Below are 21,674 nucleotides of genomic sequence, written 5' to 3' on the forward strand. Positions count from 1 at the left end.
TTCAGCTCCCCTTGGGCGGCACGAGTTGCAGGTAGACGGTGGTGAGCACGAGGTTCAGCACGAACAGCAGCAGGAACGTGATGACCACGGACTGGTTGACCGCGTCGCCGACGCCCTTGGGACCGCCCTTGGGGTTCAGGCCGCGGTAGGAGGCGACGACCCCGGCGACGAAGCCGAAGATGACGGCCTTGATCTCGCTGATCCACAGGTCGGGCAGCTGGGCCAGGGCGGAGAAGCTCGCCAGGTAGGCACCCGGCGTGCCGTGCTGCATGATCACGTTGAAGAAGTAGCCGCCGAGCACGCCGACGACGCTGACCATGCCGTTGAGGAAGACGGAGACGCCCATCGCGGCGAGCACCCGCGGCACGATCAGCCGCTGGATCGGCGAGACGCCGAGCACCTCCATCGCGTCGATCTCTTCGCGGATGGTGCGCGAGCCGAGGTCGGCGCACATGGCGCTGCCGCCGGCGCCGGCGATGAGCAGCGCCGTGACGATCGGGCTGGCCTGCTGGATGATCGCGAGCACGCTCGCCGCGCCGGTGAAGGACTGCGCGCCGATCTGCGTGGTCAGCGACCCGATGTGCAGCGCGATCACCGCGCCGAACGGGATGGAGACCAGCGCCGTCGGCAGGATCGACACGCTCGCGATGAACCAGAACTGCTGGATCAGCTCGCGCACCTGGAACGGGCGGCGGAAGGTCAGCCGGACGACGTCGAAGCCGAGCCCGTAGAGCCGTCCGGTCTGCCGCAAAGCGGCCGCCCCCGGGAACGACGCCGTCGTCGTCCGTTCGGCCATTCGTGTGCCTCCAGCGGTTTCGGCGGCACGCCGAATACACCCGAGATGACCAAGGGGAAATGGACCGAACGGGCTAACAATTGTCGGCCATTCACGGTCTCGGGGGCACCGTGCCGTTTCCTACTGGTCGGTACGCTAACGACGGCCTTGCCGGGAGACAAGAACTTGAGCAGGATCACGGGGTCACGGGCTGGTAACCGAGCATTTCTTGTCGAGTACTGACAAACGCACCCGATCTTGTTGTCAGCGGAGGAAAAGAACCTCCGCTCCCGGCCGCGCCTGCCCTTGACGATCCCCGCCCGTTTGTCAATTCCCGCGCACCGGAACGGTCGGTTCGCGTACCCCGGGGGTCGGCTCGCGTACCCGGAGGGTCGGCTCACGAACCGACCGTCCAGGTACGCGAACCGACCGTGCGGGTACGCGAACCGGCCGTGCGGGTACGCGAACCGGCCGGCTGGGTGCGGGTCAGGACTTGAGGCCGGCGAGGAGTTCGTAGGAGCGGATGCGGTCGGCGTGGCCGTGGACCATCGTGGTGACCATCAGCTCGTCCGCGCCGGTGTCGGCCAGGAGCTGTTCCAGTCCCTTTTGGACGGTTTCCGGCGAGCCGACGATGCTGGAGCCGAAGCGCTCGGCCAGGAACGCGCGGTCCATTTCGGTGTACGGGTACTCCGCGGCCTCTTCGGGCGTCGGCAGGGCGATCGGGCGGCCGCGGCGGAGGCTGAGGAACGTCAGCCCGGAAGGCCCGGCCAGGAACCGGGCGCGCTCGTCGGTCTCGGCGGCGACCACGGACACACCCAGCATGACGTGCGGTTCGTCGAGCACGCCGGGCCGGAAGTTCTCGCGGTACAGCTGCACGGCCGGGATGGTGTTCTCGGCGGCGAAGTGGTGCGCGAAGGAGAACGGCAACCCGAGGCGTCCGGCCAGCTGGGCGCTGAAGCCGCTCGAACCGAGCAGCCACACCGGCGGCTGGTTGCCCTCGGCGACCACGGCGTTGACACCGCGGGCCTCCGAATGGGTGAAGTAGCCGATCAGCTCCTGCAGGTGCTCCGGGAAGTTCTCCGCCGACAGCCCGCCCGGGCCGCGCAGGGCGAGCGCCGTCCGCTGGTCGGTGCCGGGCGCGCGGCCGATGCCGAGGTCGATCCGGCCCGGGTGGAACGCCTCCAGGGTGCCGAACTGCTCGGCGACGACCAGCGGCGCGTGGTTGGGCAGCATGATCCCGCCCGAGCCGACGCGGATCCGCTCGGTGGCGTCGGCGACGTGCCCGATCAGCACGACCGTGGCCGAGCTGGCGATGCCGGGCATGTTGTGGTGCTCGGCCAGCCAGTAGCGGTGGTAGCCCAGCCGTTCCGCGGCGCGGGCGAGGTCCAGGGTGTTGCGCAGCGTCTCGCCGACGGTGTTCCCCTCCGAAACGGGGGACAGGTCGAGCACGGACAGCGGCACGTCAGGCAGTGAGCTCACAACCGGGGTCAACGCCCCGGTGCCCCGGTTGCTTCCCGTCCGGCGGTGACGATCTTCACGCCGCTCTCGCCGAACCGCCACGAAACGGCCGGTGACCGGGCTACGGTGGGCGAACCGGAATACGGAGAAAACAGGAGGACGGGTGCCGCGTCCGGAACGACCGCTGGACCCCGGGGACGATCTGCTGACCGAATTCGCCGCCGATCTCCGGCGGTTGCGCGAGAACGCCGGGAATCCGACCTACCGCGAACTCGGGCGGCGCGCGCACTACTCGGCCGGGACGCTGTCGGAAGCCGCCGGCGGGCGGAAACTCCCCAGCCTGGCGGTCACCCTGGCCTACGTCCGGGCCTGCGGCGGGGTGCCGGCGGAATGGGCGGAACGCTGGCACGCCGTCGCCGACGAGTCCCGCCGGGACGGTACCGCTTCACCACCCGAGCCGGAATCCGGGGAAAATCCGCCATACGTCGGGCTGGCCGCTTTCACGCCGGCCGATGCCGGCCGATTCTTCGGGCGGGAGCGGCTGGTCGAAAAGCTCGTCGAACGGCTCGCGAGACAACGTTTTCTCGCGGTTCTGGGCGCGTCCGGCTCGGGGAAGTCGTCCCTGCTGCGGGCCGGGCTGCTGCCCTCGGTGAAGGGGCCCGCCGTACTGCTCACCCCGGGCGCCCGGCCGCTGCAGGAGTGCGCGGTCAAGTTCGCCGCCGCGCTCGGCGTCCCGCCGGGCGCCCTGTCCGACGACTTCGCCGCGCACCCGCGCAACCTCGGGCTCGCCGCCCGCCAGCTGGCCGACGGCGGCGACCCCGACGTCGTCCTAGTCGTCGACCAGTTCGAGGAGGTCTTCACGCTCTGCCAGGACGACCGCGAGCGGGCGCGGTTCCTCGACGCGCTGCTCACTGCGACCACCGAGCCCGGCAGCCGCACCCACGTCGTCCTCGGTATCCGCACCGACTTCTATTCCCACTGCGCGCGGCACGAGCAGCTCGCCGGGGCCATGCAGGACGCCCAGGTCCTGGTCGGCCCGATGACGACCGAGGAGCTCCGGCAGGCCATCTCGCGGCCCGCCGTCGACGCCGGCTACCGCGTCGAAACCGCCCTGGTCTCACGGCTCGTCGCGGACGCCACCGGCCAGCCCGGCGTGCTGCCGCTGCTTTCGCACGCCCTGCTGGAGACGTGGCGCCGCCGCCGCGGAACGACGTTGACGCTGAGCGCGTACGAGTCGGCCGGCGGGGTGGAGCGGGCCATCGCGCAGACGTCCGAAGCCACCTTCGCGAAGCTTTCCCCACGTCAGCAGCAGCTGGCGCGCCAGATCTTCCTCCGCATGACCGCCCTCGGCGAAGGCACCGAGGACACCAAGCGCCGCATCGGCCGCGCCGAGCTGGACACCGACGACGAGGACACCGCTGTCGTCCTCGGCGAGCTGGCCGCGGCGCGGCTGGTCACCCTCGACGACACCGGCATCGAGATCGCCCACGAAGCCCTGATCCGCGGCTGGCCGCGGCTGCGCGAGTGGCTCACCGAGGACCGCGACGGCCTGCGCGTGCACCGGCAGCTCACCGAGGCGACCGACGCCTGGGAGGCCGTCGGCGAGGACCCCGGCTGGCTCCACCGCGGCACCCGGCTGGCCATCGCCCGGGAGTGGGCCGCGCGCCAGGACGCGGCGCTGTCCCGGCGGGAACGGCGGTTCCTCGACGCGAGCCTCGCCGTCGAGCACGCCGAGCAGGAACGCGACCGGCGCCGCACGCGGCGGCTGCGCCAGCTGGTCGCGCTGCTGGCCGTGCTGCTGGTCTTCGCCGTGGCCGCCGGCGTCTACGCCGTGCGCGCCGAGACCACGGCCACCCAGCAGCGCAACGACGCCCTCGCCCAGAAGGTCGCCGGCCAGGCGCTGGCCATGCGCGCCACCAACCCGGCGCTGGCCGCGCAGCTCGCGCTCGCCGCGTACCGCCTGGATCCCGGCGCCGACGAGCGCAGCGGCCTGCTCGGGATGTTCGGGTCGCCGTACTCGACGCGCCTGACCGGGCACACCGGACGCGTCAACACCGCGGCCCTCCGCCCGGACGGGCGGATCCTCGCCACGGCCAGCTGGGACGGCACCGCGCGGCTCTGGGATGTCCACGACCCGCACCACCCGGTGGCGCTCGGCGTGCTCACCGGGCACAGCGGCAACGTCAACAACGTCGCCTTCGCCGCCGACGGCCGGACGGTCGCGACGGCGGGCTTCGACGGCACGGTCCGCGTCTGGGACGTCTCCGACCCGGCCCGGCCGGGCCCCGGCGCGATCGTCGAAAAGCACGAGGGCAAGGCGTACGCGGTCGCGTACAGCCCGGCCGGGCCGCTGCTGGCGACCGCCGACGTCGCGGGCACGATCCGGCTGTACGACACCACCGACCCGGCGCACCCCCGGCCGGCGGGGGAGCTGACCGGGCACATCTCCTACGTCAACAACCTGGCCTTCAGCCAGGACGGCCGGCTGCTCGCCTCCGCTTCGGCCGACAAGACGGCCCGCGTCTGGGACGTCGCTTCACGGCGTCAGCTCGGCGTCGCGGCCGGGCACACCGACGTCGTGCACTCGGTCGCGTTCGCCCCCGGCGGGCACACGCTCGCCACGGCGAGCCAGGACCAGACCGCGCGGCTGTGGGACGTCACCGACCCGGCCCGCCCGGCGCAGCTGGCGTCGCTGACCACGCACAAGGCGATCGTGCGCTCGGTCGCCTTCACCGCCGACGGGCGCACGCTGGCCACCACCGGCTTCGACCGCACGGCCCGGCTGTGGGACGTCGCCGATCCGCGGCAGCCGCGCGAGCTGCCGTCCCTGCCCGGGCACATCGGCGCGGTCGTCTCGGCCGTGTTCTCCCGCGACGGCCGCACGCTGGTCACGGCCAGCGACGACCAGACCGCCCGGCTGTGGGACCTGCCCGGCCCCGGCATCCCGGCGCACACGGCCCAGACGTGCCACGTCGCCTTCGGCCCCGGTGGCCGGCTGATGGCGACCGGCGGCTACGACGAAACCGTGCGGCTGCACGACCTCGCCGACCCGCGCGCACCCCGGACGCTGGCGACGATCGACGGCTTCGGCAACGCGGTCTGCGGGGTCGCCTTCAGCCCGGACGGCCGCACCCTGGCCACCGGCAGCTGGGACCACACGATGGCGCTGCGGGACATCACCGACCCGGCCCGCCCCGGGCCGCCGGTGGTGTTCACCCGGCTCCACGACGACATCGACGCGGTCGCCTTCAGCCCCGACGGCCGGATCCTCGCCACGGCGGGCGACGGCCACACGGCCCGCCTCTGGGACCTCGCCGACCGCGCGCACCCGGTGGAGATCGCGAAGCTCGAAGGCCACGACGACGACGTCCACACGCTCGCCTTCAGCCCCGACGGCCGGACGCTCGCCACCGCGGGCTGGGACCACACCGCCCGGCTCTGGGACGTCTCGGCGCCGCGGGCCCCGCGGTTGCTCGCGAAGCTGACCGGTCACACCGACACGGTGTTCTCGGTCGCCTACAGCCCGGACGGCCGGCACCTCGCCACCGCGAGCGCGGACCGCACGGTGCGGCTCTGGGACGTCACCGACCCGGCCCGCGTGCCGCCCCCGGCGGTGCTGACCGGCCACACGGACATCGTCATGTCGGTGTCGTTCAGCGGCGACGGCCGGACGCTGGCGTCCGGCAGCTACGACCGGACCGTCCGGCTGTGGGACGTGGCGGGCGCGGCGCCGTACGCGGTCCTGCCCGAGCAACGCGACCGCGTCTACGCCGTGCAGTACGCGCCCGACGGCCACACACTGGCCGGAGCGGTCGCGGACGGCACGGTCCGGCTGTGGGAGGCCGACCCCGGCCTGGCGGCCGAACGGATCTGCCGCGCGGTGTCGCCGCGGATCACCGAAGCGGAGTGGACGGCGAGCCTGCCGGGCCTGGACTACGCGCCACCCTGCCCCTGACCGGCGAACCGGGTTGTTCGGCGTTGTTGTTCGGTGCCCGGGCGCGGACACCGAACAACCCGGATCGGCTAGACATGCCCTCGGACGCCGGACGTCCCCACCACGTTCATCCACCGGGGGTCTGAAGGGCTCCTTCGAGGGCACGGGAACCCGCCACCCGCCCCGCGAAGGGGCCCTTCAGCGTTTCCGCGTCAGGCCGCCGGGATCCAGTCGGGGTTCGAGGCCAGCACGATCAGCTGCTGCGTCGCCCGGGTCAGCGCCACGTACAGCACCCGCCGGCCGGTCGTCGACTCCGTGATCAGCTCCACCGGCTCGACGAGCACCACCGCGTCGTACTCCAGGCCCTTGGAATCCAGGCTGCCCACGACCTTCAGCCGCTCGTCCGCCTGCCCGGCCAGCCAGCCCCCGACCTCCGGCACCCGGTCCATCGCCGTGATGACGCCGACCGTGCCCTCGACCGCTTCCAGCAGCTCCTTCACCGCTGCCTGCGTCGCCGACACCAGGCTCGCCGCCTCCACCGGGCGGACCTCCGGCTCGACCCCGGTGCGGCGGACGGCCACCGGCAGCTCGCCGGACTCCGCGTGCCCCGCCACGACCTTCGCCGCCAGGTCGAAGATCTCCGCCGAGTTGCGGTAGTTCGTGCGCAGCGTGAACCGGCGCCGGGCCGTCTTGACACCGAACGCCTGGTCGCGCGCCGAAGCCGCCTCCGCCGGGTCCGGCCAGGAGCTCTGCACCGGGTCGCCGACCACCGTCCAGCTCGCGTACTTGCCGCGCCGGCCCACCATCCGCCACTGCATCGGCGAGAGGTCCTGCGACTCGTCGACGACCACGTGCGAGTACTCGTCGTAGTGCTCCGGCCGGGTCGGTGCGCCGCCCGAACGCTGCGGCTCGACCTCGATCACCTGGCGCCGCTTGCGCTTCGGCTCCGGCCCGACCAGGACGCGCAGCTCGTCCAGCAGCGCCACGTCCGCGATCGACCAGCCCCGCGACCGGTCCGCGAAGTCCGCGGCCAGCATCGAGATCTCCTGGCGGTTCAGGACGCCCTTCGCCGACGCCGCCAGCCGCTTCTCCTCGCCCAGCCACTTGAGGATCTGCGCCGGGTACAGCACCGGCCACCACACGACGAGGAAGCGGTGGAAGTCGATCCGCTCGCCGAGGTCGGTGATCAGCTCGGCCCGGTCGAACGGCCTGCCGTCGTCCTTCGCGTGCTCCTCGGCCTTCGCGGCGAGGGCGTCCAGCAGCAGCTCCGCCGCCCGGATCCGCGACCGGTTGGGCGGCGCGCCCTGGGTGTGGGCCTTGCGGCGGATCTTCTCCAGCTCCCGCGCGCCCAGCTTCAGGACTTCGCCGCGGTAGACGATCCGCATCTCCTCCGGCGCCTCCGGCGGCGTGTCGCGCAGGGCCCGCAGCAGCACCTTCCGCATCCGCAGCGACCCCTTGACCGCGGCGAGCGGCGCCGCGTCCTGCCGCGTCGCCTCCAGTCCGTCGAGGACTTCGCCGAGCGCGCGCAGTTCGACGTTCGTCTCACCCATGGAGGGGAGGACACGCGAGATGTAGCTGGTGAACACGCCCGAGGGCCCGATGACCAGCACGCCGGCCCCGCCGAGCTGGCGCCGGTAGCGGTAGAGCAGATAGGCGGCGCGGTGCAGCGCGACCGCGGTCTTGCCGGTGCCCGGGCCGCCGGTGATCTCGGTGACGCCGCGCCACGGCGCCCGGATGACCTCGTCCTGTTCCTTCTGGATGGTCGCGACGATGTCGCGCATCTTCTCGCCGCGCGAGCGGCCCAGCGCCGCCATCAGCGCGCCTTCGCCGACGATCTGCATGTCCTCGGGCACGGCGTCGGCGATCAGGACGTCGTCGTCGACGTCGAGGACGTTCTGGCCCGAGCAGCGGATCACGCGCCGCCGCACGACGTCCATCGGCTCCTCGGCGGTGGCCTGGTAGAACGCCGCCGCGGCCGGCGCGCGCCAGTCCGTCACGAGGTTGTCGAACTCGGCGTCGCGGATGCCGAGCCGGCCGACGTAGGTGCGCTCGCCCTCGCGGTCGTCGAGCCGGCCGAAGACGAGGCCCTCGTACTCGGCGTCGAGCGTCTGCAGCGTCTGGTTGGCGTGGTAGACCATCATGTCGCGCTCGAACAGCATCGACGCCTGCTCGAAGATCGCCTCGCGCTGTGCCCCCTGGCCGATCTCGTAGCCCTTCGTGCGCATGGCCTCGGCCTGGGCCCGCAGTTCGTCCAGACGGGTGTACACGCGATCGACGTGGGCTTGCTCGATGGCGATCTCGGCCCGTCTGACCCGAGGTTCGGACACGCATGGCTCCTTGACAGCTTTGGGAACGCCTCCGAGGGCGAAGAAGGACTCTACGCGGTGGCCCGGGCGGGGACACCCGTGTCCCGGTCATCCGCGTGGCACGGTGTCCCCCCACAATCGGGGGGTGACCAGGATCGTGGCCGGGACGGCGGGCGGACGGCGGCTGAAGGTGCCGCCGAAGGGCACCCGGCCGACGTCGGAACGCGTGCGGGAAGCCCTGTTCAACGCCCTGGAGACGGCGGGCGAGCTGGACGGCGCCCGCGTCCTCGACCTCTACGCGGGGTCCGGCGCGCTCGGCCTCGAAGCCCTCTCCCGCGGCGCCGCGGACGCGCTGTTCGTGGAGGCCGACCGGCGGGCGGTGGACGTCCTGCGCGGCAACGTCACGGCGCTGGGCCTGGGCGGGACGGTCCGGGCCGGGCCGGTCGAAGCGGTCGTCGCGGCGCCCGCGCCCGCCGCGTTCGACCTCGTGCTCGCCGACCCGCCGTACGCCGTGGACGCGGCCGCGCTCGGGTCCGTCCTGGCGGCGCTGGCGGCCGGCGGCTGGCTGGGGTCCTCGGCCCTGGTCGTGCTCGAACGCGCCGCCCGCGACGGCGAGCCGGACTGGCCACCGGGCTTCGAGCCGACCCGCGCGAAGAAGTACGGCGACACGGCCGTCTTCTGGGCGGAGTACACACCTGTGGCGTGAGCCACGCGGCGGGAACCGGGTCCGGCACGGTAGCGTCCGCGCCATGCGGCGTGCGGTCTGTCCCGGTTCCTACGATCCGGCCACCAACGGGCACCTCGACATCATCGAGCGGGCCAGCCGGCTGTTCGACGAGGTCGTCGTCGCGGTGGGGGTGAACCGGTCGAAGAAGGGGCTCTTCGAGGTCTCCGAACGGCTCGACATCCTCGGCGAGATCACCGCGAAGCTGCCGAACGTGCTGATCGACTCGTGGGAGGGCCTGCTGGTCGACTACTGCCGCGACAACGACATCGTGGCGGTCGTCAAGGGCCTGCGCTCGGTCAGCGACTTCGACTACGAGCTGCAGATGGCGCAGATGAACCGCGAGCTCACCGGCGTCGAGACGCTGCTGATGGCGAACAACCCGGCGTACGGGTTCGTGTCCAGCTCGCTGGTCAAGGAGATCTCGGCGCTCGGCGGCGACATCGAGCGCTTCGTGCCGCCGGTGGTCTTCGAGCGGCTTTCGGAGAAGTTCCCGGAGCTCGGGGGCTGACCCTCCACACCGGACCGCCGTGTCCGGTTCCCGTCGTTCGGCCCCCGCCGTTCGTCGGGACTTCGGCCCGGTGGTGGCGGAGTTCACGTCGACGTCTCCTGACGATCATCCGATCGGGTTACGGTCCGAAAATGACCAACTACCGATCGCGCGTGGCTGCCGTCCTGTTCGCGCTCCTGGCGACGTTGTTCGCCGGGGTCGCCGCGCCTTCCCCCGCTGTCGCGGCGCAGAACGCCTGCGGCAACCTGTCCGGCTACTCGCACACGACGCTCTCGGCGCTCCCGCCCGAGGCGACGACGACGTACAACCTGATCCAGACGAACGGGCCGTTCCCGTACCCGAAGAACGACGGCGTCGTCTTCGACAACCGCGAAGGCGTCCTCCCGGCCTGCGCGTCGGGCTACTACCACGAGTACACCGTGCCGACGCCGGGTTCGAGCACCCGCGGCACGCGCCGCATCGTGACCGGCAGCGCGGGCGAGTACTTCTACACCGGCGACCACTACGCGACGTTCAAGGTCATCGACATCACCGGCGGCGGCACGACCCACGCGTGCGGCGACCTCTCGGGCCTGGCGAAGATCGGCTACTCGCAGCTGTCGTCGGCGGCGAAGACGGTGGTGAACAACGTCCGCGGCGGCACGGCCACCGGGACGACGTACGAGAACCGCGAAGGCGTGCTGCCGGCCTGCGCGTCGGGCTACTACAAGCTGTTCACGGTCGGCACCGACGACCGCGTCATCTCCGGCAAGGCGGGCGAGCTGGCCTACACGCCCGACCACTACGCGACCTTCAAGCGGATCGACCTGAACTCCTGATCTTCGCGCCGGTCACCGGGCGTGGCCGCAGGGGGACACGCCCGGCGCCGGTGGCGTTCACCGCTTCGGCGTCCGATGCGGGCAGACTGGGCACAGCGACAGGGGATTGGAGTTGCCGTGTACCGGGTTTTCGAGGCGCTCGACGAGCTCGTGACGATCGTCGAGGAGGCGCGCGGCGTCCCGATGACATCCAGTTGCGTGGTGCCCCGGGGGGACGTGCTCGAGCTCCTCGACGACGTCCGCGACGCACTGCCGGCGGAGGTCGACGACGCCCAGGACGTCCTCGACAAGCGCGACGACCTGATCCACGCGGCCCGCAAGGAGGCCGGCGAGACGGTGGCGGGCGCGAACGCGGAGGCCGAGCGCACGATCGCCGACGCGACCGACGAGGCGGAGCGCATCCTCGCCGACGCCCGCGTCCGGGCGGAGCAGATGCTCGCCGACGCGCACGACCAGGCCGACCGCACGGTGGCGGCGGGCCAGGCGGAGTACCAGAACCTGACCGACCGGTCCCGCGCGGAGTCCGAGCGCATGATCCAGGCAGGCCGCGACGCGTACGACCGCGCGATCGAGGACGGCCGCGCGGAGCAGGCCCGGCTGGTGGCCCAGACCGAGGTGGTCCAGGCGGCCCACGCGGAGTCGGCACGGATCGTGGACGAGGCCCACGCAGAGGCCGACCGCCAGCGAGCGGACTGCGACGCGTACGTGGACGGCAAGCTGGCGGAGTTCTCGGAGCTGCTGGCGACGACGCTGCGGACGGTGGATTCGGGGCGGAACCACTTGAGGTCCCCGGCGAACCTGCCGAGCTCGGGCGGGCGGCCGACGCTGTACGACTACCAGGTGTGACGAGTTTCTCAGTGTGCTGCGCCTGACTGCCGGCGGTTGTCCACAGGCCGGGTGAGTTGTGGACGGCCGGGGCGTCAACAGCGGCTTCGGGGCCCCTTTCGTCAGCCGTGCTCGATAGGCTGAACCGGGGGCTTGCCCCCAGGGAGGGCGGGCGCGCGCGACCGCCGGGTGCCTGCTCAACGACGCCCAGCTCCGCTCCGCGGCTCCAGCCCGGCTCCGCCCCGTTCCGCGGCCCGGCCCGCCCCACGGGCCCGCCGGCCCCGCTTCGCCGCTCCGCGGACGCCCCGCCCACTGCCCGCCCCGCCCACGGCCGGGCCGCCGCTCTCGCTCCGCGGCCCAGCCTGCCCCGCTCACGGCCTGGCCCACCCCGCCTCGCTCCGCGGGCGGGCCGCCCCGCCTCGCTCCGCGGCCGGGTCCGCCCCCGCTCCGCGGCCCGGGCCTTCCCGCCCCGCCCCGCCCCGCCCCGCTCCGCGCCCCGGCTCCCCTCCGCGGCCTCACCCCACCCCCACCCGCCGTCCCTGCTCAAAAGGGGTGGCGGGCACTGCGTACCCTGGACGGGATGTCCGAGAACAAGACCCCCCAGCTCGACGACCGCAGCCCGTGGGTGATCGACACCCGTGAGCTCGGCCGTCACGCCGGTCTCAGCCGCGCCCTCAAGCGCAGCGTGCCGGTGGAGACGCCGCTCGGCGTCCCCGATGTCATCACCATCGAGGCCGGCTCCGAGCTGGAACTCGACCTGCTGCTCGAGTCCGTCGTCGAAGGCGTCCTCGTCAGCGGGACCGCCACGGCGACCGCGAAGGGCACCTGCGCGCGCTGCCTCGACCCCCTCGCCGAGGAGGTCGAGGTCGAGGTGCAGGAGCTGTTCGCCTACCCCGGTTCGGCCACCGAGGAGACCACCGACGAGGACGAGATCCCCCGGCTGGTCGACGACCGGATCGACCTCGAACCCATCGTCCGGGACGCCGTCGTGCTGGCGCTTCCGCTCGCTCCTCTGTGCACCGAGGACTGCGCCGGCCTCTGCACGGACTGCGGCGTCAAGTGGGCCGATCTCGAGCCCGGACACGGGCATGAGAAGATAGACCCTCGGTGGGCCGCCCTCGTCGAGCGCTTCGACGAGAACGCGGGCGAAAAGCCCGGGCCCAGCTGAGCAAGCCTGACGAGCGCCCCAGCTCGTTCCGGAGGAAAGTTCGCTCGCACGACCGCGAGCAGACCGTCATAAGGAGATCTACTCGTGGCCGTCCCGAAGCGGAAGATGTCGCGATCCAACACGCGCTCCCGCCGCAGCCAGTGGAAGGCGGCTCCGGTGCAGCTGGTGCCCTGCTCCAACCGCGCCTGCAAGCAGCCGAAGCTCCAGCACATCGCTTGCCCGTCGTGCGGCCAGCACAACGGCCGCCAGGTCGTCGAGCCCGCCTGATCGGGTAGCCGACATGGGGGGCAAGACGCCCGGGGGACCGGTAGCCGATCGGGCACTGCTGCTCGAAGCGCTCGGGGTCACCTTGGACCCCGAGCTGCTCCGGCTTTCGCTGACCCACCGTTCGTACGCGTACGAAAACGGAGGTCTGCCGCCGAACGAGCGGCTGGAGTTCCTCGGTGACGCCGTGCTCAGCCTGGTCGTCACCGATCACCTCTACACCACACACCCCGACCTGCCCGAAGGTCAGCTCGCGAAGCTCCGCGCCAGCGTGGTCAACATGCACGCACTGGCGCGGGTGGCCCGCGGGCTCGGCGAGGGCGGGCTCGGGGCGCACCTGCTGCTCGGCAAGGGCGAAGAGCTCACCGGCGGCCGGGACAAGGCGAGCATCCTCGCCGACGGGCTGGAAGCCGTCATCGGCGCCGCCTACCTCGAGCACGGCATCGAGATCGCCCGCAAGCTCGTGCACCACCTCTTCGACCCCTTGCTCGCCGAAGCGCCGCTGCGCGGGGCCGGGCTCGACTGGAAGACGAGCCTGCAGGAGCTGACCGCGTCGGCCGGGCTCGGCGTGCCCGAGTACAAGGTCGAGGACACCGGGCCGGACCACCGCAAGGAGTTCACGGCCACCGTGCTGATCGCCGGCCGTCCCCTCGGGCACGGCACCGGGTCGACGAAGAAGGAAGCCGAGCAGAAGGCCGCCGAGACGGCCTGGCGTTCGCTGTCCGCCGAACTCGAGGCGCAGAAGCAGGCCGAACCGGAGTCCTGATCAGCGGGAACCTCCGTTGACGATTTCCCGAACCGCTCAGTAGCGTGTGGCGATCCGCCGCGCTCGTACCCGACTGAGAGGTTGGCGGAATGCGCCTGTTCTTCGTTCCCTTGATCACCGCGGCGCTCGTCGTCGTGCCCGGCCCGGCCGCGTCGGCCGCGCAGACCCGCGTCACGTCGCTGTCGTCGCTGCAGTCCGCCATGGACAAGGCGAACCCCGGTGACACGATCGTGCTCGCCGACGGAAGCTACTCCGCGGGCTCGACGCTGTCGATCAAGCGGTCCGGCTCGAGCTCGGCGCCGGTGACGATCGCCGCCGAGCACACCGGCAAGGCGACGATCACCGGCTCGAAGACGTTCTCCTTCGCCGGCGGCGTCCACAACGTCGTGCTGCAGGGTTTCCGGTTCCGGGGAAGCGCTTCCCTGAGCGTCCCGGCCGGGGCGTCGCACAACCGCCTGTCCCGCAACGACTTCCAGCTGACCGGTGACGGCAACTGGGTCTCGGTCAACGGCGACGACACCGAGGTCGACCACAACGTCTTCCAGAACCGCACCAGCCAGGGCGTGTTCCTGCAGATCCTCGGGCCGTCGGACGCCATGGCGCAGAACGTCCACGTGCACCACAACTACTTCTACAACCACCAGTTCTCCGGCGCGAACGGCGGCGAGTCGATCCGGCTCGGGCTGAGCAACCACCAGTCCTACTCCGCGCACGCGGTCGTCGAGAACAACCTCTTCGAGAAAGCCGACGGCGACATCGAGGCGATCTCGGTGAAGTCGTCGGACAACGTCATCCGCTACAACACCATCCGCGACAGCAAGGGCTACATCGTGCTGCGCCACGGCAACCGCAGCACCGTCGAGGGGAACCTGCTCTTCGACTCGGGCATCCGGTTCCACGGGAACGACCACAAGATCGTCGCCAACTACGTCGCCAACTCCGGCGGCCGGGCGATCGTGTTCGGCTCCGGCGACGAAGCCGACAGCGGGCCGACGAGCAAGCTGCACGACCGTCCGGACCGCGACACCGTCGCCTACAACACGGTGATCGGGTCGAGCAGCGTCATCGACGGCGACGGCGGCACCTTCAAACCGAAGGACTGCGTGGTCGCGGACAACATCGTCAAGGGAACCTCGGGCACGCTCGTGACGCTGCCGAGCGGGTCGACCGTCAAGTACGAGGGCAACATCACCTTCGGCGCCACCGCGGGGGTGCCGTCGCGGAACGTCGACCCGAAGCTGGTCAAGGACGCCGCCGGGCTCTACCGGCTGGCTTCCGGCAGCCCGGCGATCGACGCCGGGGTGGGTTCGTACCCGTACGCGGCGAAGGACTTCGACCTGCAGGCCCGCACGGGCACCTTCGACGTCGGCGCCGACGAGTACTTCGCCTCCGGCACGACCCGGGTTCCGCTGACGAAGGCCGACGTCGGACCGGCCGCTTCCTGAAACTGTCGTACCCGCCGGGCACAATGGCCGTATGCCCGAACTACCCGAGGTCGAAGTCGTCCGCGTGGGCCTGCAGGCGCACGTCGCGGGGCGGACCATCCGCGAGGCGGAGGTCTTGCACCCGCGCGCCATCCGCCGGCACGCCCTGGGCGCGGAGGACTTCGCGCAGCGGATCGCCGGCACCCGGGTCGAGGCGGCGCGGCGCCGGGGCAAGTACCTGTGGCTGGAGCTGTCCGATAAGGAGGCGCTGCTGGCCCACCTCGGCATGAGCGGGCAGATGCTGGTCCAGCCGGAGGGCGCGCCGGACGAGAAGCATCTGCGGGTTCGGCTGCGCTTCGACGACGACGGGCCGGAGCTGCGCTTCGTCGACCAGCGGACGTTCGGCGGCCTGGCGCTCGACGACCTCGGCGACGTCGGGGACGACGTGCTGCTGCCGGACACGATCGCGCACATCGCGCGTGACCCGATGGACCCGCGGTTCGACCTCGACGGTGCGGTCCGCGCGCTGCGGTCGCGGCGCACGGAGGTCAAACGGGCGCTGCTGGACCAGACGCTGGTGTCGGGCATCGGCAACATCTACGCGGACGAAGCCCTGTGGCGCGCCCGCCTGCACTGGTCGCGGCCGACCGCGAAGCTGACCATGGCGAAGGGGCGCGAGCTGCTTTCGGCGGCGTCGGACGTGATGAACGCGGCGCTGGGCGCGGGCGGCACGTCGTTCGACGCGCTGTACGTGAACGTCAACGGCCAGTCGGGGTACTTCGACCGGTCGCTGGACGCGTACGGCCAGGAGGGCCTGCCGTGCCACCGGTGCGGCACGGCGATCCGGCGGGAGCCGTTCATGAACCGTTCGTCGTTCTCCTGCCCGCGCTGCCAGCCGCGGCCGAGGGCGAACTCGGGTTGATAAAAGGGGGTTGCCTTTCAGCTAGGATGAATGTGCCTGGTAGCTGAGGGAGTGCATCGTGGTCAAGGAGCCCGGAAAGTCGACGCTGGCCGACAAGATCGACCGGCTGTTCCACGTGGTGCGCCGGCCCGACCGGGAGCCGTACAGCAACGAAGAGGTCGCCAAGGCCTGTCGCGAGGCCACCGGCGAAAGCTTTTCGACGACGTACTTGTGGCAGCTGCGCACGGGCCGCCGCGACAACCCGACCAAACGCCACCTCGAGGCACTGGCGCAGTTCTTCGGCGTGCCCCCGGCCTACTTCTTCGACGACGAGCAGAGCACGAAGATCGCGGAGGAGCTGGCGCTGCTGGGTGCGCTGCGCGACGCGGGGGTCCGTGACCTGGCCCTGCGCGCGGTGACGTTGTCCTCGGACGGCCTGGACACGATCAGCGACATGATCGACGCGATCGCCCGCCGGGAGGCGGGCCGCGGCGCTCCGAAAAAGGAGAGCTGACGCCGGCGCGGACCTCGAGCCGCCCGTGCGGAACCATGGGCGGCGTCCGTGCGTCGGATTTTCCCCGGCCGCGCAACCACGGGACCCCTGCCGCGTTGATCCGGCTGGAACCGTTCGGCCGGGTGTGGTGAGGGAGGCCTGAGGAGTGGCGCGACCACCGTGGCGGCGGCGACCCGCCCGCTCGCTCTGGCGGCGGGCACGCGAAGTCGCCGATGCCGTCAGCCTGCCCGAACCGTTCGACGCCGGGGCCTTCGTCGCGGCGCTGGCCGCCGAGCGCGGCCGCCCGATCGAGCTGATGCCCGTCAGCGCTCCCGAAGGCGCGCCGTGCGGGTTGCTGATGAGCACCGAGCGCGCCGACTACATCCTCTACCCGACCAACACGACCGCGCTGCACCGGCGGCACATCCTGCTGCACGAGGTCGGGCACCTGCTGTGCGGCCACGTCGGCTCCGACGGCGGGGCCGACGGCGTGGCCATCGACGCCGCGGCGGGGCGGCAGCTGATGCCGAACCTCTCGCCCGAGCTCGTCCGGCGGGTGCTCGGGCGCACCACCTACACCGAGGTCCAGGAGCGCGAAGCCGAACTCGTCGCGAGCCTGCTCGCGCAGCGCGTCGTCCGGCCCGCCGAGCCGCGCGAACCGGCGCCCGGCGTCCCGGAGGGCGTGCGGCGCTTCGATTCCGTGTTCGGCCGCCGCGCGCCGTGACCGAGTCGCTCGCCTACTACCTCTGCCTCGCGGGCTTCGCCGGGTTCGGGTACAAGCTGATCGAGGCGCGCGGCAGCCAGCCGCCGCGCACGATGTGGTTCCTCGCCGGCTTCGGCATCTGCATCGCCACCGGCATCGTCGTGCTGACGCCGGCGATGTCGGCGCTGGCCGGCCCGGGCCCGGTGGCCGAGTGGGTGCTGAGCCTGGCCGGCGACGAGCTGAAGCTCGGCGCGATCGGGTTCGCGGTCGCGTTCACGCAGTCGGTGTGGCGCGGCGAAGGTGCCCGGCTCACGCCGCACGCGTTGTTCACCGCCGCGACGATGGTGCTGCTGGCGGTGTGTTTCGCCCTTTCCGAACCGCGGCGTGTGGGCGACGACACGGTGTTCTCCGGCGCCGGGCTGCCGTTCGCCCTGGCCGACAAGGCGTTGTTCCTGCTCTACAGCCTGATCAGCCTGGGGCTGCTGTTCGCGGTGTTCGCCCGCAGCGCGTGGCACGCGGAACCGGGGCCGCTGCGCGCCGGGCTGTGGCTGCTGGTGGTCGGCGTGGGCTCGGCTTTCGCGTGGACGTTCTGGGACGTCGACGACGTCCGCCACCTCGCGCAGGCGGCGCGGATCGGCGCCCGCGAAGACGTGCTGTCGTCGATCCTGGCGGCGGTGACGGTCGTCTCCGTGGCGGCCGGGGCGACGCTCAGCGCGTGGTCGCCGGCGGTGTCGTCGGTGCTCGGCCGGGTCCACGCGTACCGCGCCTACCGCCGCATCGAGCCGCTGTGGACGGCGTTGCGCACGGCGGTCCCGGGCATCGCCCTGGACCCGGGCCGCGAACTGGCGGGCGGCGCGGAGTTCGCGCTGTACCGCCGGGTCATCGAAATCCGCGACGGCCACCTGGCGCTGCGAGCCCACTTCGACCCGGACCTCCCGGCCCGGGCGGAGGCGGCGGCCCGCCGGGCGGGCGTCCGCGAGGCGGAAGTGGCGGCCACGGTGGAAGCGGTGACGCTGGCGGCGGCGATCGAGGCGGGCCGGGCGGGGCGCCGCTACGACCGCGAACCGGACCACGAGCCGGAACCGGACGCCGCCGCGGACGTCGCGGCCGAGGCGGCGTGGCTGGTCCGGGTGAGCCGGGCCTGGCAACGCCGCGACGCCCTGGCCGAGCGGGTCGAGACCGGCTAACGCGGGTACCGGGCCCCGTTCACCGTCACCCGCAGCGTGTACAACGAGCTCGAAGCGGTGATGAACAGCTCGTTCCCCCTCGCCCCGCCGAACGTGAAGTTCGAGCAGACCTCGGGCACCCGCAGCTTGCCGATCCGGGTCCCGTCCGCCGCGAAGCAGTGCAGACCGTCGTGGGCCGCCGCCCACACCTGGCCTTCGCCGTCCACGCGCACCCCGTCGAAGCCGCCGCCGTCGCTCGTCGCGAACACCTCGCCGCCGGTCAGCTTCCCGTTCTCGCCGACGTCGAACACCCGGAGGTGGCTCGGGTCCTGACGGGTGTCGGCGATGTACAGGCGCGATTCGTCCGCCGAGAACGCCAGGCCGTTCGGCCGCGAGAAGTCGTCGGCGACGATGGTCACCGTTCCGTCCGGCGCCGCCCGGTACACGTGGCAGGCGCCGATCTCGCTTTCCGCGCGGTAGCCCTCGTAGTCGCTGTCGATGCCGTAACTCGGGTCGGTGAACCAGATCGACCCGTCCGAGTGCTCGACGACGTCGTTCGGGCTGTTCAGCCGCTTCCCGTCGTACTTCGACGCGAGGACCGTGATCGAGCCGTCGTGCTCGGTGCGCGTCACCCGGCGCGTGCCCTGCTCGCAGCTGACCAGGCGACCGCGGCGGTCGACCGTGTGGCCGTTCGCGTAGTTCGACGGCTGCCGGAACACGCCGACCCGGCCCGTCGTCTCGTCCCAGCGCAGGGTGCGGTCGTTCGGGATGTCGCTGAACACCAGGTACCGGCCGGCCGGGAAGTACGCCGGGCCCTCGGTCCAGCGGCAGCCGGTGTGCAGGCGCTGCATCCACTCGTCGCCGTTGACCCGCTTGAACCGCTCGTCGAGGACCTCGAACTCGGTCTTGATCAGATCCATCCGCTCACCCCTAAATGAGATTCTGTCGAAAGCATGGTGCACCGAACTTGATATGGTCAAGGTATGGATGACGTGGATCGTATGCTGCTCGCGGAACTGCAGCGGGACGCGACGCAGGCGTACGCCGCGCTCGGCAAGGCCGTCGGGCTCTCCGCGGGGGCCGCCCACGAGCGGGTGCGCAAGCTCCGGGAGCAGGAGGTGATCCGCCGGACCACCGTGGAGGTCGACCCGTCCGCGGTCGGCCGCGGGGTCGCGGCGTTCGTCCTCGTCGAGGCGAACGCCTGGATGGGCGACTCGCCGGTGCGCGACGCCCTCGAGGCGCTGCCCGAAGTGGTCGAGGCGCACATCATCGCCGGTCCGGCCTCGCTACTGGTCAAGGTGCGCACGGCGACGACCGAAGATCTCCAGGCGTCCCTGCGCCGCCTGTTCGCGATCGACGGCGTCACCGGCACGCAGACCATCGTGGTCCTCGAATCCTTCTTCGAACGCCCGGTGGACACCGGGGCCTGAGCCGCGCCGGCGCGCGGGTGCCCTCCGCCGTGCACACTACTGTGCAATGCGTGGTACCTTCCCATGCGTAAGACTGGAGGGTGCAGTGGAGATCAGTCAGCTGCTCAAAGGGGTGCTCGATCTCGCCGTTCTCGCGGTGCTCCGCGAGGAGGACGGCTACGGGTACGACGTCCTGCGAAGACTCCGGGCCGCCGGCCTGGACGAGGTGGGGGACGCGTCGGTGTACGGGACGTTGCGCAGGCTCTACAAGGCCGGCCTGCTGACCTCGTACGTGGTGCCCAGCGAAGAGGGGCCCCACCGCAAGTACTACAGCCTGAACGAGCCGGGCCGGGCCCGGCTGGCGGAGTCGGGCAAGACCTGGCAGAGCTTCGCTTCGACGATGAACGTGCTTTTGGGAGAGGCAGCATGAGCGACAAGCCGACCGCCGTGCGGGTGTATCTGGCGCGGGTCCGGACCGCGCTCGCCGACCTGCCCGCGGGCGAGATCGAAGAGATCCTCGAAGACGTCCGCCCGCACCTGGCGGAACTCGAGGCCGAGCTGGGGGAGGGCGCCCGCGTCGAGGCGCTGATCGAACGGCTCGGCACGCCGGAGAGCTACGCCGCCGAGCTGCGCGCGTCCGGCGGCTACCCGGCGCCGGGCGAGGGCGCCACGCAGGTGCTCGCGACGGCCGCGCCCAGCCTGGTGAAACCGCGGATCGCGCTGTGGGGCCTGGTGTTCTGCGCGCTGGGGCTCGCCCTGCTCGCCTTCGGCGCCACCGTCTCCCTCAGCCCCGACGCGTTCGTCGGCATCCTGCTGTTCGCGCCGGTGTTCCTCGTCAGCCTGGTGCTGCTGCTGCGCGGCGGGGTCGAGCCGGTGCTGGCCCTGCCGGAGGTCGCCTGGCTGCGCGCCACCATGGCCAAGGGACGCGAACAGGAGGACGCCGGCAAGTTCCTGCGCTACGCCGGTTCGCTCAAGCCGGCGTGGTGGGTCCTGTGCGCCGTCGCGCTGATCTGCTTCGGCCTGCTGTTCGTGCTGCGGCACCGCAGTGCCGTGCTGCTGCTGCCGTTCCTGGTCCTCGCGGCCGTCGCCGCGCTGTGGGCGGGCCCGCGGGTGCGCACCGACCGGCGGCTGCTGTGGGTGGCCGTGCCGATCTCGGCGTTCGTCATCGGAGGCGCGCTGGGCGGCTTCGGCGCCGCGATCGACCTCTTCGGCCGCGGCAGTTCGTACTCCCCGCCGCAGTACTACTCGTCTTCGGCCGACAGCTACGGCAACGACCAGCTGACCTACGGCGGCCGCGAGGTCGACAACGTCTACGCCTTCGACGCCGAGGGCAAGCCGCTGACCGAGGTCTACCTCTACGACGAAGAGGGCAGGCCGCTCACGGTGACCCGCTACGGCTGCGAGCGTTCGAGCGGCAGCAGACAGAAGATCGGCCAGGACAACCGCTTCCCGCGGCCGAAGATCGAGCAGGGCGTCACCGACGACCAGGGCAACTACAACGGCTACAACGGCTACCGCGGCGCCTGCCGCGAGAACGCGCAGGTGCCGTTCAGCGCGGCGATCCCGAAGGTGACGGTGCCGCCCGCGACCACCACGCCGCCAGCGTCACCGACGCCGACGTCACCGACTCCGACGAGGTAGGGGGGCGGGGCCGCTCCCGGCGTTCACCCGACCGTCGAGCCGGACACGCGGTCGGCCTTCCTGCGGACCCTGCGTTCGGTCGTGGATCCGGAGCGGTTCCCGGAGGTCCTGCGAGTTCCGGCGGAGACGCCGCCGTCGGAGTACGACCGGGCGCGATGGGGGGACTGCGGCGCGGAGGAACAGGCCGCGGTCGCCGATGTGCCGGTGGTGTCCTCGGGTACCTGAGCAGCCCCCGTTTTCCACGCTACCGGCGGGCACCGACGGTTCCGGGCCACCTGCGGGGCCGGTGTGGATGATCGGGGTGTGAGCGGGGATTGTGGACAAGTCGGGTCCGACCGGCCGCGGAACCCCGGAACTGTCGGACCTCCCCGGTAGCGTGGAAAACGGG

General features: G+C 71.9%; 20 protein-coding genes. 16 read left to right on the plus strand and 4 right to left on the minus strand.

What is annotated here, in order from left to right; all coding sequences use genetic code 11:
- Nucleotide 1: 1 nt before the first annotated feature.
- Together ABZW17_RS01235 and ABZW17_RS01240 are read right to left on the minus strand one after the other, a co-directional pair.
- The gene (locus ABZW17_RS01235; protein WP_354808383.1) at nucleotides 2–796 is read right to left on the minus strand and encodes an ABC transporter permease; all 795 of its coding nucleotides are present in this window, start codon (nucleotides 794–796) and stop codon (nucleotides 2–4) included.
- Nucleotides 797–1,261: 465 nt separating this feature from the next.
- Nucleotides 1,262–2,254, minus strand: coding sequence for an LLM class flavin-dependent oxidoreductase (locus ABZW17_RS01240; protein WP_354808385.1), 993 nt, complete (start codon nucleotides 2,252–2,254; stop codon nucleotides 1,262–1,264).
- 163 nt (nucleotides 2,255–2,417) lie between these two features.
- Here ABZW17_RS01240 and ABZW17_RS01245 point away from each other — a divergent pair, with 163 nt between their 5' ends.
- Entirely contained in the window at nucleotides 2,418–6,188 is a 3,771-nt protein-coding gene (locus ABZW17_RS01245; protein WP_354808613.1) for a hypothetical protein, read from the plus strand.
- 191 nt (nucleotides 6,189–6,379) lie between these two features.
- Here ABZW17_RS01245 and ABZW17_RS01250 read toward each other — a convergent pair whose 3' ends face one another.
- A complete protein-coding gene (locus tag ABZW17_RS01250; RefSeq protein WP_354808387.1) occupies nucleotides 6,380–8,494 on the minus strand; it encodes an ATP-binding domain-containing protein in 2,115 nt (704 codons plus the stop codon).
- 124 nt (nucleotides 8,495–8,618) lie between these two features.
- Between ABZW17_RS01250 and rsmD the strand changes: the two genes are divergently transcribed.
- The 12 genes from rsmD to ABZW17_RS01310 all read left to right on the plus strand — a co-directional run bounded on the left by rsmD (nucleotide 8,619) and on the right by ABZW17_RS01310 (nucleotide 18,257).
- Nucleotides 8,619–9,179: a 16S rRNA (guanine(966)-N(2))-methyltransferase RsmD gene (rsmD, locus tag ABZW17_RS01255; RefSeq protein ID WP_354808389.1), complete on the plus strand. Its 561-nt coding sequence runs from the start codon at nucleotides 8,619–8,621 to the stop codon at nucleotides 9,177–9,179.
- Nucleotides 9,180–9,222: 43 nt separating this feature from the next.
- Nucleotides 9,223–9,708 (plus strand): pantetheine-phosphate adenylyltransferase, encoded by a 486-nt coding sequence (gene coaD / locus ABZW17_RS01260; RefSeq protein ID WP_354808391.1) that lies wholly within the window; start codon nucleotides 9,223–9,225, stop codon nucleotides 9,706–9,708.
- A gap of 131 nt (nucleotides 9,709–9,839) precedes the next feature.
- Nucleotides 9,840–10,526 (plus strand): ribonuclease domain-containing protein, encoded by a 687-nt coding sequence (locus ABZW17_RS01265; protein WP_354808393.1) that lies wholly within the window; start codon nucleotides 9,840–9,842, stop codon nucleotides 10,524–10,526.
- A gap of 117 nt (nucleotides 10,527–10,643) precedes the next feature.
- A complete protein-coding gene (locus ABZW17_RS01270) occupies nucleotides 10,644–11,372 on the plus strand; it encodes a DivIVA domain-containing protein (RefSeq protein WP_354808395.1) in 729 nt (242 codons plus the stop codon).
- A 559-nt stretch (nucleotides 11,373–11,931) separates the two neighbouring features.
- Entirely contained in the window at nucleotides 11,932–12,519 is a 588-nt protein-coding gene (locus ABZW17_RS01275) for a YceD family protein (RefSeq protein ID WP_354808397.1), read from the plus strand.
- Nucleotides 12,520–12,603: 84 nt separating this feature from the next.
- On the plus strand, nucleotides 12,604–12,786 hold the full coding sequence (gene rpmF, locus ABZW17_RS01280) for a 50S ribosomal protein L32 (RefSeq protein ID WP_013223689.1): 183 nt from the start codon (nucleotides 12,604–12,606) through the stop codon (nucleotides 12,784–12,786).
- A 13-nt stretch (nucleotides 12,787–12,799) separates the two neighbouring features.
- Entirely contained in the window at nucleotides 12,800–13,549 is a 750-nt protein-coding gene (gene rnc / locus ABZW17_RS01285; RefSeq protein ID WP_354808399.1) for a ribonuclease III, read from the plus strand.
- A gap of 89 nt (nucleotides 13,550–13,638) precedes the next feature.
- A complete protein-coding gene (locus ABZW17_RS01290; protein WP_354808401.1) occupies nucleotides 13,639–14,994 on the plus strand; it encodes a polysaccharide lyase 6 family protein in 1,356 nt (451 codons plus the stop codon).
- 31 nt (nucleotides 14,995–15,025) lie between these two features.
- A complete protein-coding gene (mutM, locus tag ABZW17_RS01295) occupies nucleotides 15,026–15,895 on the plus strand; it encodes a bifunctional DNA-formamidopyrimidine glycosylase/DNA-(apurinic or apyrimidinic site) lyase (protein ID WP_354808403.1) in 870 nt (289 codons plus the stop codon).
- 58 nt (nucleotides 15,896–15,953) lie between these two features.
- The gene (locus ABZW17_RS01300) at nucleotides 15,954–16,388 is read left to right on the plus strand and encodes an XRE family transcriptional regulator (RefSeq protein WP_354808405.1); all 435 of its coding nucleotides are present in this window, start codon (nucleotides 15,954–15,956) and stop codon (nucleotides 16,386–16,388) included.
- Between the two features lie 145 nt (nucleotides 16,389–16,533).
- On the plus strand, nucleotides 16,534–17,091 hold the full coding sequence (locus tag ABZW17_RS01305; RefSeq protein WP_354808407.1) for a hypothetical protein: 558 nt from the start codon (nucleotides 16,534–16,536) through the stop codon (nucleotides 17,089–17,091).
- The gene (locus ABZW17_RS01310; protein ID WP_354808409.1) at nucleotides 17,088–18,257 is read left to right on the plus strand and encodes an MAB_1171c family putative transporter; all 1,170 of its coding nucleotides are present in this window, start codon (nucleotides 17,088–17,090) and stop codon (nucleotides 18,255–18,257) included. The genes ABZW17_RS01305 and ABZW17_RS01310 overlap by 4 nt, the downstream gene beginning before the upstream one ends.
- On the opposite strand, the gene ABZW17_RS01315 is transcribed toward ABZW17_RS01310, so the two are convergent.
- Entirely contained in the window at nucleotides 18,254–19,156 is a 903-nt protein-coding gene (locus tag ABZW17_RS01315) for an SMP-30/gluconolactonase/LRE family protein (protein WP_354808411.1), read from the minus strand. The two genes, ABZW17_RS01310 and ABZW17_RS01315, sit on opposite strands and share 4 nt — an antisense overlap.
- 63 nt (nucleotides 19,157–19,219) lie before the next feature.
- Between ABZW17_RS01315 and ABZW17_RS01320 the strand changes: the two genes are divergently transcribed.
- The 3 genes from ABZW17_RS01320 (at nucleotide 19,220) to ABZW17_RS01330 (ending at nucleotide 21,286) form a co-directional block, all read left to right on the plus strand.
- Complete coding sequence (locus ABZW17_RS01320) at nucleotides 19,220–19,666, plus strand: Lrp/AsnC family transcriptional regulator (RefSeq protein WP_354808413.1); 447 nt, start codon at nucleotides 19,220–19,222, stop codon at nucleotides 19,664–19,666.
- 85 nt (nucleotides 19,667–19,751) lie between these two features.
- A complete protein-coding gene (locus ABZW17_RS01325) occupies nucleotides 19,752–20,075 on the plus strand; it encodes a PadR family transcriptional regulator (protein WP_086843254.1) in 324 nt (107 codons plus the stop codon).
- Nucleotides 20,072–21,286, plus strand: a complete 1,215-nt coding sequence (locus tag ABZW17_RS01330) for a hypothetical protein (RefSeq protein ID WP_354808415.1) — start codon at nucleotides 20,072–20,074, stop codon at nucleotides 21,284–21,286. Before ABZW17_RS01325 ends, ABZW17_RS01330 begins: the two co-directional genes overlap by 4 nt.
- Nucleotides 21,287–21,674: the final 388 nt, after the last annotated feature.

The organism is Amycolatopsis sp. NPDC004625, from assembly GCF_040609695.1.
GTDB lineage: Bacteria > Actinomycetota > Actinomycetes > Mycobacteriales > Pseudonocardiaceae > Amycolatopsis.